At 72.9% G+C, this 16179-nt stretch carries 20 protein-coding genes and 1 riboswitch; of the genes, 5 read left to right on the top strand and 15 right to left on the bottom strand.

The window, feature by feature from the left end; all coding sequences use genetic code 11:
* Nucleotides 1-141 precede the first annotated feature (141 nt).
* Nucleotides 142-231: riboswitch (glycine riboswitch) on the bottom strand.
* Nucleotides 232-490: 259 nt separating this feature from the next.
* The 7 genes from ABD223_RS32740 to ABD223_RS32710 form a co-directional block, all read right to left on the bottom strand.
* Nucleotides 491-1066: a MerR family transcriptional regulator gene (locus tag ABD223_RS32740; protein WP_344040566.1), complete on the bottom strand. Its 576-nt coding sequence runs from the start codon at nt 1064-1066 to the stop codon at nt 491-493.
* 762 nt (nt 1067-1828) lie between these two features.
* Nucleotides 1829-2302 (bottom strand): bifunctional nuclease family protein, encoded by a 474-nt coding sequence (locus tag ABD223_RS32735; protein WP_033427967.1) that lies wholly within the window; start codon nt 2300-2302, stop codon nt 1829-1831.
* Between the two features lie 146 nt (nt 2303-2448).
* On the bottom strand, nt 2449-3108 hold the full coding sequence (gene ftsR, locus ABD223_RS32730; protein WP_344040565.1) for a transcriptional regulator FtsR: 660 nt from the start codon (nt 3106-3108) through the stop codon (nt 2449-2451).
* Nucleotides 3109-3121: 13 nt separating this feature from the next.
* A complete protein-coding gene (gene garA, locus ABD223_RS32725; RefSeq protein WP_033427969.1) occupies nt 3122-3583 on the bottom strand; it encodes a glycogen accumulation regulator GarA in 462 nt (153 codons plus the stop codon).
* Nucleotides 3584-3696: 113 nt separating this feature from the next.
* Entirely contained in the window at nt 3697-4098 is a 402-nt protein-coding gene (gene gcvH, locus ABD223_RS32720) for a glycine cleavage system protein GcvH (protein WP_344040564.1), read from the bottom strand.
* 39 nt (nt 4099-4137) lie between these two features.
* Nucleotides 4138-4734 carry a cardiolipin synthase ClsA gene (gene clsA, locus ABD223_RS32715; protein WP_344040563.1) on the bottom strand — a complete coding sequence of 199 codons (597 nt, stop codon included), beginning with the start codon at nt 4732-4734 and terminating at the stop codon, nt 4138-4140.
* Between the two features lie 211 nt (nt 4735-4945).
* Nucleotides 4946-5185, bottom strand: a complete 240-nt coding sequence (locus ABD223_RS32710) for a hypothetical protein (protein ID WP_344040562.1) — start codon at nt 5183-5185, stop codon at nt 4946-4948.
* A 401-nt stretch (nt 5186-5586) separates the two neighbouring features.
* Between ABD223_RS32710 and ABD223_RS32705 the strand changes: the two genes are divergently transcribed.
* Nucleotides 5587-6006: an anti-sigma factor antagonist gene (locus ABD223_RS32705; protein ID WP_344040561.1), complete on the top strand. Its 420-nt coding sequence runs from the start codon at nt 5587-5589 to the stop codon at nt 6004-6006.
* Nucleotides 6007-6019: 13 nt separating this feature from the next.
* Here the strand turns inward: ABD223_RS32705 and ABD223_RS32700 are convergent, their stop codons facing one another.
* Complete coding sequence (locus ABD223_RS32700; protein ID WP_344040560.1) at nt 6020-6772, bottom strand: ATP-binding protein; 753 nt, start codon at nt 6770-6772, stop codon at nt 6020-6022.
* Nucleotides 6773-6898: 126 nt separating this feature from the next.
* Between ABD223_RS32700 and ABD223_RS32695 the strand changes: the two genes are divergently transcribed.
* Nucleotides 6899-7330 carry an ATP-binding protein gene (locus tag ABD223_RS32695; protein ID WP_344040559.1) on the top strand — a complete coding sequence of 144 codons (432 nt, stop codon included), beginning with the start codon at nt 6899-6901 and terminating at the stop codon, nt 7328-7330.
* Nucleotides 7327-8118: a SigB/SigF/SigG family RNA polymerase sigma factor gene (locus tag ABD223_RS32690; RefSeq protein ID WP_344040558.1), complete on the top strand. Its 792-nt coding sequence runs from the start codon at nt 7327-7329 to the stop codon at nt 8116-8118. The genes ABD223_RS32695 and ABD223_RS32690 overlap by 4 nt, the downstream gene beginning before the upstream one ends.
* Before the next feature lie 429 nt (nt 8119-8547).
* Here the strand turns inward: ABD223_RS32690 and ABD223_RS32685 are convergent, their stop codons facing one another.
* From ABD223_RS32685 to ABD223_RS32675, 3 genes are all read right to left on the bottom strand, one after another.
* Nucleotides 8548-8844 (bottom strand): WhiB family transcriptional regulator, encoded by a 297-nt coding sequence (locus tag ABD223_RS32685; RefSeq protein ID WP_344040557.1) that lies wholly within the window; start codon nt 8842-8844, stop codon nt 8548-8550.
* Between the two features lie 86 nt (nt 8845-8930).
* On the bottom strand, nt 8931-9890 hold the full coding sequence (locus tag ABD223_RS32680; RefSeq protein WP_344040556.1) for a TIGR03557 family F420-dependent LLM class oxidoreductase: 960 nt from the start codon (nt 9888-9890) through the stop codon (nt 8931-8933).
* 107 nt (nt 9891-9997) lie between these two features.
* A complete protein-coding gene (locus ABD223_RS32675) occupies nt 9998-10660 on the bottom strand; it encodes a M50 family metallopeptidase (RefSeq protein ID WP_344040555.1) in 663 nt (220 codons plus the stop codon).
* Nucleotides 10661-10718: 58 nt separating this feature from the next.
* On the opposite strand from ABD223_RS32675, the gene ABD223_RS32670 reads away from it, so the two are divergent.
* Nucleotides 10719-11663, top strand: a complete 945-nt coding sequence (locus ABD223_RS32670) for an aldo/keto reductase (protein WP_344040554.1) — start codon at nt 10719-10721, stop codon at nt 11661-11663.
* 58 nt (nt 11664-11721) lie between these two features.
* Here ABD223_RS32670 and ABD223_RS32665 read toward each other — a convergent pair whose 3' ends face one another.
* A complete protein-coding gene (locus ABD223_RS32665; protein WP_344040553.1) occupies nt 11722-12450 on the bottom strand; it encodes a DUF4383 domain-containing protein in 729 nt (242 codons plus the stop codon).
* 722 nt (nt 12451-13172) lie between these two features.
* Nucleotides 13173-13739, bottom strand: coding sequence for a class I SAM-dependent methyltransferase (locus ABD223_RS32660; protein WP_344040552.1), 567 nt, complete (start codon nt 13737-13739; stop codon nt 13173-13175).
* 115 nt (nt 13740-13854) lie between these two features.
* Between ABD223_RS32660 and ABD223_RS32655 the strand changes: the two genes are divergently transcribed.
* Complete coding sequence (locus tag ABD223_RS32655; RefSeq protein WP_344040551.1) at nt 13855-14808, top strand: zinc-binding dehydrogenase; 954 nt, start codon at nt 13855-13857, stop codon at nt 14806-14808.
* Nucleotides 14809-14847: 39 nt separating this feature from the next.
* On the opposite strand, the gene ABD223_RS32650 is transcribed toward ABD223_RS32655, so the two are convergent.
* Both ABD223_RS32650 and ABD223_RS32645 read right to left on the bottom strand, forming a co-directional pair.
* Complete coding sequence (locus ABD223_RS32650) at nt 14848-15552, bottom strand: anti-sigma factor family protein (protein ID WP_344040550.1); 705 nt, start codon at nt 15550-15552, stop codon at nt 14848-14850.
* Nucleotides 15549-16100 carry a sigma-70 family RNA polymerase sigma factor gene (locus ABD223_RS32645; protein ID WP_344040549.1) on the bottom strand — a complete coding sequence of 184 codons (552 nt, stop codon included), beginning with the start codon at nt 16098-16100 and terminating at the stop codon, nt 15549-15551. Before ABD223_RS32645 ends, ABD223_RS32650 begins: the two co-directional genes overlap by 4 nt.
* Nucleotides 16101-16179: the final 79 nt, after the last annotated feature.

Below are 16179 nucleotides of genomic sequence, written 5' to 3'. Positions count from 1 at the left end.
GGGGCTACGGGCACACTGCTGCCGTTGCCCTCCCCCTCTGTCTCCTGCCCGTCGCCGGGCGCCTGAGAGCTTCACCCGGTGGTGGCCGGGTTTGCACCGTCGGCGGGGTCTTTTCTTGCCCGACCCGCTTTCCAGAGGCGTCTCACCCGCACGGTCCTTGCGCCTGAGAGGTTCCGGGGAGGATTTGCTCCTTCGGCGCCGAGCGGACTCGGACTCTCCCGCGCGGGATAAAGCGACTGCCCGCGAATCGTACCTGGCAGGGGACGCGCCGGTCCCGCGGGCGCGACGTGGATCTCAATGGCTGGACAACCGGGTTTGACCGGGTTTTCCGGCGGGCACCCCCGAGGTACCCGCCTGTAGCACGCCGTGTTCACGCCGTGGTCGGTGGACCTGTTCGTGCTCCGATTCGGTGCACGGGTTCGGCGTGCGCCCGGTCCGGATCGGTGTTCGGTGTCGGCGCCCGGGATCGGCGGCGCGGGCGTCCGGTGGTTCAGCCGGTGGCGCGGGTGCGGCGACGGCGTGACAGCTCGTCGTTCGGGGCCGGCACGATCTCGGCGCCGTCCGCGCGCTCGGCGGGGAACTCGTGGATGGTGCCGCTGATCTCCCGCATGGCGCCGCTGACCGCGATGCCGAACACGCCCTGGCCGCCCTGGAGCAGGTCCACGACCTCCTCGGGCGAGGTGCACTCGTAGACCGTGGTGCCGTCGCTGAACAACGTGATGCGGGCCAGGTCCTGCACGCCGCGGCGGCGGAGGTGGTCGACCGCGACCCGGATGTTCTGGAGCGAGACGCCGGTGTCCAGGAGCCGCTTGACGACCTTCAGGACGAGGATGTCCTTGAACGAGTACAGCCGTTGGCTGCCGGAGCCGTGTGCGCTCCTTATGGTCGGGCTGACCAGGTCGGTGCGGGCCCAGTAGTCGAGCTGGCGGTAGGTGATGCCCGCGATCTGGCACGCGGCCGGGCCGCGGTACCCCACGAGTTCGTCCGGCAGCGAGGAGTCCGGGAACAGCTCGCCCTGTTCGCCGGAGCCGGAACCGGCCCGGATGATGGGCGCTTCCTCGACCACGCCTGCCTCCCCTCGGTCCGGTCACGACGACCGGCGACCAACGTGAAGCCGCCGCGGCGCTCGAATCACACCGTGGCAATTCACCTGAGCTCGACGGTAAGACCGCCTAGGGGGCAGGTCAACGCGACGCGCGGGACGTGTCTGACCTCAACCTGAGGTAGAGGTTGAGAGAGTCGGCCGTTGTAAGCCATTCGGGTGACGTTTAGTGATCGTTTAGCAGAGAATTGCTGACGTTGTGTAATCCATAAGTGTGACACCGGGGGGTGGCACGCGGGGTTGATCCACAACGCACCGCACACGCCTGCGAGGGGTTCGGAACAGTGGCCGAGCCTCTCGCAGGTGTTACCCGCCCGCCGCGGGTTGAGACTGGGCGGCGGTGGTTTGACGAGGTCCGGGTCCGGGCCGACCGGGGGGTGGCTCGGACCCGCGGCGGGGGCGGCGGTCGAGGTTCGCCCGACCAGTGGGGCGGGGGGGTTGGCGGCGATCGACCCTGCGCGCCCCTGACAGCTCACCGCGGTTGTCCACAGAGCCTGTCCGCACGCGCCACCTGCCACCTGCCACCACTGTCCGCGGACCAGGTTCCGCCTTACCGCCCGCCGCGGTTGTCCACAGATCGCGCCCCGTTTCTTCCGCCTCCACGCGCGAACCGGCAAAATCAAAACAGGGGTCCCCTGGGCAGGGGACCCCTGTTCAAGCATGTCGGGCCTGGTGAACCCGTCAGGCCCATCAGGCCCATCAGGCCCGTCAGGCCTGGTGGGCGACTCAGGTGTCGGCGCCCCGGAAGTCCTCCGGCGACACGGAGTCGAGGAACTCGCGGAACTTCTCGACCTCGTCCTCCTGCTCGTCCGGGATGATCAACCCGGCCTCGGCCAGCACGGACTCCTCCGCGTGGATCGGCACGCCGATCCGCAGCGCCAGCGCCACCGAGTCGCTGGGGCGCGCGGACACCCGCACGTCGCCGTCGAACACCAGCTCCGCGAAGTACGTGCCCTCTTGCAGGTCGGTGATCCGCACCTGCTCCAACTGCCGGCCGAGGGCGCCGATGACGTCCTTGAGCAGGTCGTGGGTCAGCGGCCGGGCGGGTCGCACGCCCTGCTGCTCCAGCGCGATCGCGGTGGCCTCGACTGAACCGATCCAGATCGGCAGGTACCGCTCACCCTCGGTTTCGCGCAGCAACAGGATCGGCTGGTTGGCGGGCAGTTCCACCCGCACACCCACGACGCGCATCTCGCTCATCGGGTCTCGCCTCCCTCAGCGCGCTGAAATCCTGGCGTCCCCGCTGTATGAACGAGGATCCCCCACGTACCCTTTCGACGCTACCCGCCAAGCGGGCCTTGTGCGCAACCGCCCGTCAGGTCCGGGATCACGATGCGGACACTTGTTCACCTCGGCGAAACGCGCTTGCCCGCGCCGTCCCGCAGACCGACCTTGACGAGCAGCGTGTGCAGGGTTACCGAGAGCGCCGCCAGGTCGCGGGCGACCTCGTCGGCCCGCGCCCGGTGCGCCGCCGCGGCGGCCTGCTCGACCAGGGCGACCTCCCGGTCGGCGGCGGCCCGGAACGGGCGCAGGTGCCTGGCCTGGACGCCGTGCTCGGCCATCGCCCGGACCGTCGCGGCGATCTGCACCGCCTCGTGGTCGTAGAACCCGCCCGGACCCGCGGCGACCAGGCCGTGCTGCTCCAGGTCGGCCAGTTCGGCCGACTCGATGCCCGCGCGCGCGAGCAGGTCGTCGCGGGTGATCCGGTGACCGGGGGACGGGCCGAGGTCCACGGCGCGCACGCCCTGGTCGACCGCGTCCAGCTGCTCCTTGATGACCTTCAGCGGCAGGTACCTGTCGCGTTGCGCGGCCAGCACGTACCGCAGGCGCTCGACGTCCGCCGGGGCGAACTGCCGGTACCCCGAGGCCGTGCGCGCCGGGCGGACCAACCCCTCCGATTCCAGGAACCGGATCTTGGAGATGGTGACGTCGGGGAAGTCGGGTCGGAGCTGGGACAGCACCGCCCCGATGCTCAACCCCCCGCGTGGCCGCCCGGCCGCCGTCACCGGAGCCCCACCGTCAGGCTCCCTGGCCCCCGGCGCCCGGACCGGTCAGGAACACCAGGCGGAACTTCCCGATCTGCACCTCGTCGCCGTTGGCCAGCACTGCCTGGTCGACGGGCTCGCGGTTGACGTAGGTGCCGTTGAGGCTGCCCACGTCGATCACCACGAACTCGCCGCCCTCGCGGCGGAACTCGGCGTGCCGGCGCGAGACCGTCACGTCGTCGAGGAAGATGTCGCTGTCGGGGTGCCGGCCGGCGCTGGTCGTGTCGCGGTCAAGCAGGAACCGCGACCCCGCGTTGGGACCGCGCTTGACCACGAGCAGGGCCGACCCGGCGGGCAGCGCGTCGACGCCGGCGACCGCCGGCTCCTGGGCGGGCGCCTCGGCGCCCTCGACCTCGGCGAGGAAGTCGGCCCGGAAAACGGAGGTCCGCTCCGGGGACTGCTCGGGCGGGACGCCGGGCCCGTCGTTCGTGCTCACCTGAGCTCTCCTCCTGCTGCTGGAACCGTCGAGTTCGTTAGAACCTATCGTGCCCGAAGCCTTGTCTGAGGAGCGGCTCCCCCACCGACCGAAGAGCCGCCGGAAGATCGACGTCACCCCTGTGCCGCCAGCTCCTGGTACGCGGCGGCGTCGAGCAGGTCGTCCACCGCGACCGGGTCGTCGAGCCGGAGCTCCACCATCCACCCCTCACCGTACGGGTCGGAGTTCACCAGGTCGGGCTGCTGGTCCAGGGAGTCGTTCCGCGCGACGACCTCGCCCGCCAGCGGCGCGTAGATGTCCGACACGCTCTTGGTGGACTCGACCTCACCGAGGGTCTGACCGGCGCCGACCTGTTCGCCCAGCTCAGGGAGCTGGACGAACACGACGTCGCCGAGCTGCTCCTGGGCGTAGTCGGTGATGCCGACGCGCACGGTGTCCTCGCTCGTGCGCAGCACCCACTCATGTTCCTCGGTGTACTTGAGCTCCTCGGGAATCACCGCGGTGCGCTCCTTCATGACGGTGGATCTTCGGTGCCGGATCTTCCCACGTCCCGCTCAGGCCGGCGCGACCCCCGGCCGTCGGCGCAGCGCGAGGGTGAACTGGTAGACGTACAGGGCTCCCGACCACAGGTACAGGGCCCCGCCCCAGATCATGAACGCGTAGGCGAGCGGCCGGAGCGCCTGGGCGGCCGTCGAGCCGCCCTGGGCGAGCAGGAGCATGGGGAACGCGTAGAGCAGGTTGAAGGTCGCGGCCTTGCCCAGGTAGTTGACCTCGAACGGGCCGTAGCCGCGGGCCCGGAGCACGGGCAGGCAGAGGCCGACCACCACTTCCCTGCCGACCAGGACCACGACCACCCACCAGGGGATGATCTCGCGCACGACGAACGCCACCAGGGTGGCCAGGATGTAGAGGCGGTCGGCGGCGGGGTCGAGGAGGACGCCGAGCTTGCTCGTCTGGTTGAGCCAGCGGGCGATCTTGCCGTCCAGCCAGTCCGACACCCCGGCGGCGATGAGGACGACCACCGCCCACCCGTCGGCGTGCGGGCCGAGCAGGAGGTACAGGAACAGGGGCACGCCGAGCAGCCGGAGGACGCTGAGCGCGTTCGGGATGGTCAGCAGCCGGTCCGTGGGCTCGACGTGATCGTGCGGCACAGGCGGGGACTCTAGTGGCGGGTCGACCCCGGGGCCGCGTCGCCGCCCGAACGGAAATCGCGGCGGGACCGGCCGGCGCCGGGTCGACGGGGTCGGGCGACCGACCGGCGCGCCTGGCGCCGGTTCGTCCCGGTGCGGCTCCGCCCGGCGTCGGTTAGCCGGGGTGCGGCTCCGGCCGGCGCCGGTTCACCTGGCGCCGGTTCACCCGGCGTCAGTTCGCCCGGGTGCGGCTCCACCCCCGTCGCCGCAGCTCGTCGCCGCTGAGCGCCTGCGGGCGGCCCCGGTCGTCGACGCCGACCCAGCGGCCGTGGGAACCTTCGAGCACGTAGGCGTGCCCCTTGCTCCAGACCACGCTGCACGGGGTGGTCGGCAGCGTTCCCGCGCCGCCGCCCCCGGCGCGCGCCGCCACGGGCTTCGCGGGTTCCGACTCGGCTTCCGTCATGGTGTTCATGTGAAAATCCCCTCCACCAGGGGTGTCGTCCGCAAGTCTCGCGGTGTTATCCCCGACACGGTGATTCTGCTCCGCCGACATCCGGGATCCGCTCGATTCCACCGGCATTTCGGTCACCGGTTGCTTGACGCGGCAAGGTGCGCGACGTCTTACGCCGGGGTGTAGCCGGCTGGACCGCGATGAAACCGTTCACCGTCCGTCATCCACCGCACGCCGGGAAGCGCACTACACTGGTACCGATCAAGCCACCACCCTGCGGTGGTGGCGCAGCGGTTGAGCCAACAGCCGCGCCGGGAGGTCCTGGCCGGTGGACGTGTCCGCCACGCTGCTGTTCCGCGCTGCGCGCGGTCGGCGGGCCGCGGACTTCCCACCCAGCGGTTCCAGCTGAAGAGGAGATCCTCGTGACGGTTCAGGATCCGGACGTCGTGGCGACGAGCGGAGCCGAGTCCGCCGCGGCAGGCGGCCCGCGCGTCGGGCAGATCGGCATCACCGTCCGCAAGGCGGGCGAGGGCGCCACCGTGGTCGCGGCCAGTGGGGAGATCGACATGCTCACCGCGCCGCAGCTGCGCGCGGAGGTGCTGCCGCACCTCGACGCCGGCGACACCGTCGTGCTCGACCTGTCCGGGGTGAGCTTCCTGGGCTCGGCCGGTCTCGCGGTGCTCGTGGAGGCGTCCCAGCACGGCAAGCGCCGGGGCTCCGCGTTCCGCGTGGTGGCCGTCGAGCGGGCCGTGATCCGGCCGCTCGCCGCGACCGGTCTCGGTGACGTGTTCAGCGTGTTCGAGTCGGTCGACCGCGCGCTGGAGGCCGACGAGCCCCGCTAGCCGGCTGGGTCCCTCAGCCGTGCGGCACCACGTCCACGACCTGGTCGACGCCCGCCGCGACGAGTGCGCGGCGGGCGTTGCCGTCGACGGGTGCGCGCACGATGACCCGGTTGCCCGCCGCCGCGGCGGCCTCGGCGACCGGTCGCAGGCTCCTGATCAGCCCGTCGCTGCGCTCGCCGAGGGCGCGCAGGTCGACCACGATGGGCACGGTTCCGCCGCGGGCCGCGGTGAGGATGCGGCGGCGGACGGCGGGCGCGGCGTGCGCGGGCACGTCGCCCAGCACCACCACCTCCACCCAGCCGTCGCACTCCGTGACCAGCACGGGTTCGGGCAGCGCGGCGTTGAACGTGCCGCGGGTGGCGTGCCGCGGTCCCAGGACGAGCGTGACGGTGGTGCCGGTCGGCCGGCGGTCGACGAGCACCTCGTCGACGTTCTCGCGCATCAGCAGCAGGCCCCGGCCGCGCGTGGACAGCGCGGCGGGCGGCACGCGCCACGTGCCGTGGTCGGTCACGACGACCCGTACGCTGCCGTCGGGTCGCGCGTCGGCCTCGACGTGCACCACGCCGCCGGTCTGATCGGGGCCGTAGGCGTGCTCCACGGCGTTGCTGGCCGCCTCGTTCACGGCGATGAGCAGGTCGTACCGGTCGTCCTCGGTGAGGCCGGCCCGGTCGAGCCAGTCGTTGAGCTGTGCACGGACCGCAGCGAGCTCCCCGGCCTGCGCCGGGAACTCCACTCCCCAGTGGTGGTCCGCGAGTTGATCGGTCAAGTGGCCCTCCCCGTTGCACCTGTCAGTCTTCCCGGCCTGCGTGTCCGCTACACGTGTGAGCGACGATCAGTTCGGGTACCGATAGCGTCAGCAGCACAACGAACAGAAATGGACGTCGAGGTGAGCGTGTCGCACACTGAGCCGCGTAGCGGTGAGTCGGAAAGCGCCCTGACCGGGGTCGAGCTGCGCATGTCGGCCGATCCCACGCAGCTGTCGGTCGTCCGGGCGGTGGCCGCCGACATCGCCATGCGCCAGGACTTCGACCTGGACTCGATCGAAGACCTGAAGCTGGCGGTGGACGAGGCGTGCTCGACCCTCATCTCGCTGGCCGCGCCGGCTGCCGTGCTGAGCGCGCAGTTCGTCGTGGTGGAAGGTTCGGTCCAGGTCTCCACGAAGGTCAGTTCGCAGCGGTCGACCCCGCCGGACCGGGACAGTTTCGGCTGGCGGGTGCTCAGCGCCCTGGTCGACTCGGTCACGACGTGGGTCGCGCCGCAGGACGACGCGTACGAGGTCCACATCGACCTGGTCAAGCGGTCGCTGGGGACGGTGGATGCGTGACGACGTCCGAAGGGAGCACGGCGCGATCCAGCAGCCAGGGTGATTACGATCACCTGGCGCCGCTGTTCGTCCAGCTCGCTTCCCTGCCCGCGGGCGACCGGGCGCGGGAGCGGTTGCGGGACGAGCTGGTGACCGAGCACCTGCCGGTCGCCAAGCACATCGCCCGGAGGTTCGGCCACCGCGGCGAGCCGCACGACGACCTGGTGCAGGTGGCGACGGTCGGCCTGATCAACGCGGTCGACCGGTTCGACCCGGAGCGGGGCAGCGACTTCCTGTCGTTCGCCGTGCCGACGATCATGGGCGAGGTCCGGAAGTACTTCCGCGACTCCAGCTGGTCGGTCCGCATGCCGCGGCGGCTCAAGGAGCTGCACCTGGCGATCAACGCGGGGTCGGCGCGGCTGTCGCAGGAGCTGGGGCGCGCGCCGACGCCGAGCGAGCTGGCCCAGCACCTCGGCCTGAGCCGCGAGGAGATCCACGAGGGCCTGGCGGCGGGCAACGCCTACCACAGCGCGTCGCTGGACGACCTGCTCGTGGCCGACGACAGCTCCATCTCGCTGGGCAGCACGCTCGGCGAGGAGGACCCGGAGCTGGAGGCGATCGAGCAGCGGGAGGCGCTGCACCCGCTGCTGGAGAAGCTGCCGGAGCGGGAGCGGAAGATCGTGGTGATGCGGTTCTTCGGCAACATGACCCAGACGCAGATCGCCCAGAAGGTGGGCATCTCGCAGATGCACGTGTCGCGGCTGCTGGCGAAGACGCTGCGGCAGCTGCGGGACGGGCTCACCGAGTAGCGCGGTGGCGCCTGGGAGCGCGGAACACGTCGCAAGGGGCCGCCCGGTGTGGGCGGCCCCTTCGGCGTTCGGGGGCCCGGGGTCGGTGGACGGGCCCTGCTGCGACGGGTCGGTGGACGGGCCCTGCTGCGACGCCCGTGTCCCGAGGAGCGGCACGCGCACGTCCCCGTGCGCCGGTCGTGGCGTCTCGGGGACGTGGGATGCCGGTGGTCGGGCGGTGCCGGGCCGCGATGACCGGCTCGCTCGACGGGAGGGCGGCCGCTCGGCGTCGAACCGGCCGCGGTGCTCGAACAGCGGTGGGAGCTCTGGACAACCCGGTCGCGGGGCCCGTCCACGGTGGGAGGGGCCGGTCCGCGGGGTCCGGTCGCGGGTGACCGGGGTGCGGCGGCCGTCGTGGTGCGGGTGGCCGGCGCGGTGCGAGCGGTCGGATCAGGCCGCCTCGGTGCGACGGCGCGAAGCGGAGATGATGCGGCGGCGCTCGTCCTCGCCCATGCCGCCCCAGACGCCGTAGGGCTCCTGGACGGCCAAGGCGTGGTCGCGGCACCTCATCAGGACCGGGCAGCGGGCGCACAGCTCCTTGGCCCGGTCCTCGCGGGCGGCGCGGGCGGCGCCCCGCTCGTTGTCCGGGTGGAAGAAGACCGCGCTGTCGCGGCCTCGGCACAGCCCGTCCTTCTGCCAGTCCCAGACGTCGGTCACGGGCTTTGGCAGGCGCGCAGTGCTGGTCATCGGGTGGACCCCCTTGCGGTGTTGCGGTGCTTGATCACGGCTTACCCGCTATCTGCGGGCGGGCAAACGTGGTGTGCTCGATCGGATTAGGCGTTTCGCAGCGCCGGGGCCACGGACCCCGACCAGAACCGGAAGAACTCCTCTTGTTCCGGGCCGATCTGCTGGACGTACACCTCGTCGTAGCCCGCGTCCGCGTAGGAGCGGACCGCGGCGACGTACGGCTCGACGTCCGGGCCGACGGGCAGCGACGAGCCGACCATCTCCTCGGTGACGAGGGTCGAGGCCTGCTCGAAGTGCTCGGGCGTCGGCAGCAGCTGGGCCAGTTCGCCGGGCAGCTGCTCGTTGGCCCACAAGCGGTGCGCGGTCTTCACGCCGGCCTCGGCCGAGTCCGCGTGGCAGACCTTGAACCCCGCCTGCGCGGGCTTGGCGCCGCCGCCGCCGGAGCGGAACGCGTCGACCAGCGACTTGTCGGGCATGGTCGAGCAGAACCCGTCGCCGATGCGGGCCGCCAGCGCGGCGGCCTTCGGCCCGAACGCCGAGACGTACACCGGGACGGGCTCGGGCGGCAGCGTGTAGAGCCGCGCGTTCTCGACGGTGTAGTGCTCGCCGCGGTGGGTGACCTGCTCGCCCGTCCACAGGGCGCGCATCACCTCGACGGACTCCTCCAGCATCTCCTGCCGCACGGGCGCGGACGGCCACGCGTCGCCGAGGATGTGCTCGTTCAGCGCCTCGCCGGAGCCGACCCCGAGGGTGAACCCGCCGCGGCACTGGACGGCGGCGGTCGCGGCGGCCTGCGCCACCACGGCCGGGTGGACCCGGACCGTCGGGCAGGTGACCGCGGTGGTGATCGGCAGGGAGGTGACCTCGGACAGCGCCCCGATCACGGACCACACGAACGGGCTCTGACCCTGTTCGGAGTTCCACGGGTGGTAGTGGTCGGAGATCCACAACCGCTCGAAGCCCGCCTCCTCGGCCCACCGGGCCTGCCGGACGAGTTCACGGGGGCCGAACTCCTCGCACGAGAGGAAGTAGCCGATGCTGACCATGGCACCCGGTTACCCCTGCCGACCGGCCCGAACCGCGGTCGGCGGAAGCTCCACCGGCTGGATGACGTGCGGGGAGGCGGGAGGCTGCGGGGCGGGGCGCGGTGGGCTCAGACCTCGACCGGCAGCAGCATCCGCCCGCCCAGCAGCAGCGCGCCGACCACGACGACCGCGAACAGCAGCACCCACACCAGCCCCGGCACGCGCGTGATCCGCGCCAACTGGTCGGCGTCGGACCCGGGCGCCCGCCCGCGCAGCCGCCTGCGCTGCAACTCGCCGACCGGCCGCACGCCGCCCAGCAGCAGGAACCAGGTCACGAACAGCGCGAACGCCGCCTGCCACTCCTCGGTCGCGTACCAGGACACGGCGAACACCGCCCCGCCGGTCAGCACGACCGACAGCACCCCGAAGGCGTTGCGGATCATGACCAGCACCCCGGCCAGCAGCGCCACGGTCGCCCACAGCAGCGGTCGGACCTGCTCGGCGACCACCAGCGCGGCCGCGCCCAGCCCGAGCAGGGACGGCGTCACGTAGCCCGCGAAGTACATGAGCACCACGGCGATCCCGGTGGGCCTGCCCCGCGACACGGTCACGCCGGAGGTGTCCGGGTTCAGCTTGATGCCCTCCAGCTTGCGGCCGGTGAGCAGCGCGACGAGGGCGTGGCCCGCCTCGTGCGCGATGGTGATCACGTGCCTGCTGTACCGCCACAGCCCGGGGCCCGCCACCAGGACCAGCGCCGCGACGGCGGGCGCCCACTTCACGAGAGTCGACATCGCCTCCCAGCATGCCAGGCTTGACCTGGAGCGCGCTCCAGCACCCAGGCTGCTCCCCATGAGACGACAGCGCATCGGTTCCCTGGAAGTCAGCGCCCTGTGCCTGGGCACGCTGCCGTTCGGCAAGTGGGTGGACGACGAGACGTCGTTCGCGATCATGGACCGCTTCGTCGAGGCGGGCGGCACGTTCCTGGACACGGCCAACAACTACGTGTTCTGGGACGGCGGCACGGGCGACGAGAGCGAGGAGGCGGTCGGCCGGTGGCTGGCCGCGCGCGGTCACCGCGACGAGCTGGTCGTGGCGACGAAGGTCGGCGCCCGGCCGCGCACCCCGGGCACGGGCCTGGAGAACGCCGAGGGCCTGTCCGGCGAGGTGGTCCGCTCGGCCGCCGAGGCGAGCCTGAAGCGGCTGGGCACCGACCGGGTCGACCTCTACTACAGCCACGTCGAGGACCGGACCGTGCCGCTGGAGGACACGCTGGGCGCGTTCGCCGACCTCGTGGGGCGCGGCGCGGTGCGGGAGGTCGGGGCGAGCAACCACGCCACGTGGCGGCTGGAGCGGGCGCGGGCGGTGTCCCGGGCCAACGGCTGGCCGCTCTACTCGGCGGTGCAGCAGCGGTACAGCTACCTGCGGCCCCGGCCGGGCGTGCGGCTGCCGGAGTCGGGGCACGTGCACATGACCGAGGAGCTGTTCGACTACGCGGCGGCGGAGGGCGACGTGGCGCTGGTGGCGTACTCGGCGCTGCTGTCGGGCCGCTACCGCGACAAGCCGCTGGGCGAGGAGTACGACCACCCCGGCACGGCGCGGCGGCTGCGGGTGCTGGGCGAGGTCGCGGACGAGCTGGGCGCGACGGTCAACCAGGTCGTGCTCGCGTGGGTGCTGCGGCGGGGGATCGTGCCGCTGGTCGGCGCGAGCAGCCTGGCGCAGCTGGAGGAGACGCTGGGCGCGCTGGAGCTGGAGCTGGACGACGACCAGGTCCGGCGGATGGACGAGGCGGTCTGAAACCGGTCGCGGGGCCCGGTCCACTGTGGACCGGGCCCCGCGTGGTGGTGGGACGGTGTCAGCGCGAGTGCCGCGCCCGGTGCTGCTCGGCGACGGCCGGGTCGATGGGGCGCGTCGGCCGCATGGCCGGGTCCACCGGTTCGACCGGCCGGGCGGTCACGGTCGGGTCCATCGACTCGACCCGCTCGTCGTGCGGCGCGACACCCGTGTGGCGGGTGTCGACGCGCTGCGTCGGCATGGGTCGCGTCTCCGGCTCCTCCTGCGGCGACCGGGGTGAGCGGATGGTCTCGTCGCGCTCGAAGCGCCGCGGGTCGTGCTCCGCGGTCTCGTCCTCCGGCACCACGACCTTGCGCCGGGCGGGCAGCACCGCGATCAGCAGGCCGGCGGCGGCCAGGCCGAGGTGCAGCCAGTTGTCGTTGACGTTGAGCGCCAGCGGGTTGCCCAGGCCCGAGACCGGGTTGGTCGCGAAGACACCCGACAGGGCCAGCCCCCACAGCAGCACCGCGCCGTAGGACAGGAACACGATCCAGCCGTAGAGCCTGGACAGGCCCGAGCTGGTCGCCATCAGCAGACCGAGCACGCCGAACGCCAGGTGGATCACGTTGTGCAGCGGGTTCACCGCGAACCCGAGCAGCATGGCGTGCTGGTCGCCCGTGAAGTCGCCGAACCCGGTCTTCACGAAACCGGCGATGCCGGCGACGAGGAAGACCAGGCCGAGCAGGCCCGCCAACACCTGGGCGGGCTGGAGACCCGCGACCTTGACGCGGCCGACGGTCGATTGGGTCATCACGCCCTCCAAACGAGGACCACGAGCCCGCCTTCCGGGCTCCGGACGACCACCGGCTACCCCCGCGCCCGAGACGGCAAACGGCACTTGCGGCGCGGTGCGGGCGGTGCGGGGTGGTGTGGTGCGCGCGGGGTGGTGCGGGGCAGGGCGGGACGCGGCGCGCGCTGCGGGACGGCGGGGCGCTCTACAGCGCGCTGCGCGAGGCGAGGCGCTGCGGTGCGGCGGGGCGCGCTGCGGTGCGGCGGGGCGAGGCCCGGCGGGTGAGGCGCTCTACGGCGCGCGCTGCGGTGCGAAGCGCGCTGCGGTGCGCGCTCCGCCGAACAGCGGCGGCAAGCGCGAGGAGGGGCGGGCGCACGGGCCCGCCCCCATTTTCCCGACCGAAGTCGGCACCCCGCCGTGCCGGGGTTCATATAATCCCGACCCACCCCGTGGGGGCCGGGCGCGCGGTACGGGTAATTGAATTCCATGCCCGCGACGAATGAGGGCGATCAGGTTTGCGGATAGCTCCCGGAACACCTCGGGGAGCCGCCTGCGCCCAGGTCGACCATGCAGTTCAGCGCGGGTAACGGCGCGTTGCGGAGCCGTTCCACTCGGTCTGCCTGCTGTTCACGAAATCCCCCTGGTCGGTCGTGACACCGCTGTGGTGTTGATGTGAATTATCCCTTCGGCGACCGGCTGCCGTCAAAGCAATTACCGTGTGGACCAATTGACGCGCGCGGCGGTCATCCGGTTCCGGGTGCGGTCCACGACATCGAGTAGCGCCAGTAGAGGTGCCGCCGGAACCGGGCGCCGGGCAGGAGGTCGTCCGCCGCGGCCCTGATCTCGCGCAGCGCCCGCGACGGCTCCGCGACCGGGGCGGTGCCGCGCGGGTCGTCCCGGACCAGTCGCCGGGCGAAGTTGAGGGGCACCGAGGCGAGGCTCAGCGCCCGGTCCCACGCGTCCTCCTCGCGCGCCAACCCGAGCACGGCCACCGCGCCGCCGGGCGCGACCAGCGACCGCAGCCGGGCCAGGCCCGCCTCCAGCGGCATGTGGTGCAGGGCGGCGATGCACGACACGAAGTCGTAAGGGCCGCCGAGGTCGTCGGTCAGCGCGTCGGCCCGCCGGAACTCCACGCCGGGCGCCGACACCTCCACCGCGCGGTCCACCGCGGTCACCGCGAGCCCGCGGGCGGCCAGCAGGCGCGCGAACGCGCCGTTGCCGCAGCCGACGTCCACCGCCGTGCGCGCCCCGGCCGGCACCGCGGCCAGCAGGACCGGGTGGTGGTGGGCGTTGTGGTCGAAGTGCCTCACCCCCCGTTGACGCGCGGGCGGCGCCCCGGGTTGGCCGGCGGCCGGAATTCCTTGACCTCCAGCCAACTCGAACTCCTAGCGTGACGGGCGTTCCGAGACGAGGGGGTTTTCCCGCATGCGCGCCATCCGACAGCACGAGTTCGGCCCGGCCGAGAACCTGCGCCACGAAGAGGTGCCCGACCCCGAACCGGGTCCCGGCCAGGTGCGGATCGCGGTGTCGGCCGCCGGCGTGCACCTGGTCGACACCGCGATCCGCCGCGGCGAGCCGGGGCCGTTCCCGCTGCCCGAGCTGCCCATGACACCCGGCCGCGAGGTGGCGGGCGTGGTCACCGCGCTCGGCGAGGGCGCGGACCCGCGCCGGCTCGGCCGGAGGGTCGTCGCCCACCTCGGGCAGGCGAGCGGCGGTTACGCCGAGCAGGCCGTGGCGGACGCCGCCTCGCTGCACGGGCTGCCCGACCACGTGTCCGACGACGCGGCCGTGGCCATGGTCGGCACCGGCCGGACCGCCGTCGGCGTGCTGCGCGTCGCGCGGCTCACCGAGGACGACGTGGTGCTGGTGACGTCCGCGGCCGGCGGTCTCGGCGCGCTGTTCGTGCAGGCCGCCAAGGCGGTCGGGGCGACGGTCGTCGGCGCGGCGAGCACCGCGAAGCTCGACCTCGTCCGGGAACTGGGCGCGGACCAGGCCGTCGACTACACCCGGCCGGGCTGGGCCGGGGACGTCGGCGAGGTGACCGCCGTGCTCGACGGCGTGGGCGGCGACGCCGGCCGCGCGGCCCTGGAGCTGCTGGGCGTCGGCGGGCGCGTCGTGCTGTTCGGCTGGTCCTCCGGCGCGCCCACGCGCGTCGAGACCGCCGACCTGTACCGCCGGGGCCTCACCGCGTCCGTCGCGGTCGGGCCGCGGCTGCTCAAGGGCACGAGCCTGCGCGAGCTGGAGGAGCGGTCGCTGGAACTGCTCGCCGAGCAGCGGCTCACCCCGCTCACCACGACGTTCCCGCTGCGCGACGCGGCACGCGCGCACACCGCGCTGGAGGCGCGCGCCACCACCGGCAAGGTCGTGCTCAAGCCGTGACGAGGCGGGTGGCCCCCGGCGCGGGGGCCACCCGACCCGCTAGACGGGCACGGTGACGATCCGCTCGTCGTCGAAGTTGCGCACCTCGACGGCCACCACGTCCTCCGGCGCGATCAGCGCGGAACCGTCGAGGTTCGTGCCGTCCTCCTCCCCCGCCGGCGAGACCAGCCAGCTGCCGGCCTCCTGCCTGCTCCCGTCCTCGGCGACCACGAACAGCCTGCACTTCTCGTTGGCCGCGATGCCCGCCACCGACGCGTTCACCCGCACCCACCCCGCGGCGGGCCTGACCTGCACCGTCATCCGCGCGCCGGTGCCCGGGTCGGTCGCCGTGCCCAGCCTGGTGCCCGCCGGCGGCGCGGGCGCCGTCGACGGCGTGGGCAGCAGGACGTCCTCGGTGGGCGCGGTGCCGCGGCCCACGGCGAAGCCGCCGCCCAGCACGATCGCGGCCACCGCCGCCGCGACCAGGCCCGAACCGACCCGGCGGCGGCGCACCTGGCCGCCGCGCTCCGACCGCACCTGCCGCAGCGTGCGCCGGAGCAGCAGGTCGCCGCCGTCCGGCGGGCCGTCGAGCAGCGCCTCGGGCGGCACCTCGCCCATCGCCTCCCCCACCGCCCGCAGCTCGGCCAACTCGGCGCGGCACGACGGGCAGGACGCCAAGTGGTCGTCCACGGCACGCACCTCCTGCTGGTCGAGCACACCCAGCACGTAGGCGCCGAGCAGCTGTGGATCGTGGTTCGCGGTCATCCGGCCACCCCCTTCAGCGCGACCTGTTGCCCGGCGAACGTCTCTCTCAACGCGCGTAAGGCGTAATGCGACCTCGATTTCACCGTTCCGGGTGGCACACCCAGGGCCTCCGCCGCCTCGGTCACGCTCCGGCCGCGGAAGTAGATCTCCATCAACACGTCCCGGTGGTCGGGCGACAACCGGTCCAGCGCTTCGAGCACCACGACCGAGTCCACCACGGCGTCCGCGTGGTCGCGCTCCACCGGCGGCGCCGCCGGCGTCTCGGCCACCTCCTGGGGCCGGGCCGCCTTCGCCCGGAACCGGTCGGTGACGATGTTGCGCGCCACGGTGAGCAGCCAGCCGCGGACCGAGCCCCTGCCGTTGACCAGGGCGTCCGGGTGCCGCCAGGCGCGCACGAGGGTTTCCTGGACGACGTCCTCGGCCGCCGCCCGATCGCCGGTCAGCCGCGTCGCGTAGGCGAGCAACGCCCGACCGTGCTCCTCGTAGAGGGATCGGATCAGCGCCTCGTCGGCCGCGGCCTCCCGTTTCCGGGACCACAAAGCCGCCATCCACCCACTCCTCTCGTCAACCCGTCGACGAGCACACGGATCCGGGACGGGTTCGGTTCAGCGCGGCGGCGGGAGAACT

Origin of the sequence: Saccharothrix xinjiangensis (assembly GCF_039527585.1) — a bacterium.
GTDB lineage: Bacteria > Actinomycetota > Actinomycetes > Mycobacteriales > Pseudonocardiaceae > Actinosynnema > Actinosynnema xinjiangensis.
Note: the sequence above shows the minus strand (reverse complement) of the source record. Positions and strands in the feature narration are given on the sequence as shown.

Coding starts and splice junctions, on each gene's coding strand:
- ABD223_RS32735 (WP_033427967.1), bottom strand. CDS start 2,302: ATGAGCGAGATGCGCGTCGTGGGTGTGCGGGTGGAACTGCCCGCCAAC.
- gcvH (WP_344040564.1), bottom strand. CDS start 4,098: ATGAAGGAGCGCACCGCGGTGATTCCCGAGGAGCTCAAGTACACCGAG.
- ABD223_RS32645 (WP_344040549.1), bottom strand. CDS start 16,100: ATGGCGGCTTTGTGGTCCCGGAAACGGGAGGCCGCGGCCGACGAGGCG.
- ABD223_RS32650 (WP_344040550.1), bottom strand. CDS start 15,552: ATGACCGCGAACCACGATCCACAGCTGCTCGGCGCCTACGTGCTGGGT.
- ABD223_RS32665 (WP_344040553.1), bottom strand. CDS start 12,450: ATGACCCAATCGACCGTCGGCCGCGTCAAGGTCGCGGGTCTCCAGCCC.
- ABD223_RS32655 (WP_344040551.1), top strand. CDS start 13,855: ATGCGCGCCATCCGACAGCACGAGTTCGGCCCGGCCGAGAACCTGCGC.
- ABD223_RS32680 (WP_344040556.1), bottom strand. CDS start 9,890: ATGGTCAGCATCGGCTACTTCCTCTCGTGCGAGGAGTTCGGCCCCCGT.
- ABD223_RS32685 (WP_344040557.1), bottom strand. CDS start 8,844: ATGACCAGCACTGCGCGCCTGCCAAAGCCCGTGACCGACGTCTGGGAC.
- ABD223_RS32670 (WP_344040554.1), top strand. CDS start 10,719: ATGAGACGACAGCGCATCGGTTCCCTGGAAGTCAGCGCCCTGTGCCTG.
- ABD223_RS32710 (WP_344040562.1), bottom strand. CDS start 5,185: ATGAACACCATGACGGAAGCCGAGTCGGAACCCGCGAAGCCCGTGGCG.
- ABD223_RS32675 (WP_344040555.1), bottom strand. CDS start 10,660: ATGTCGACTCTCGTGAAGTGGGCGCCCGCCGTCGCGGCGCTGGTCCTG.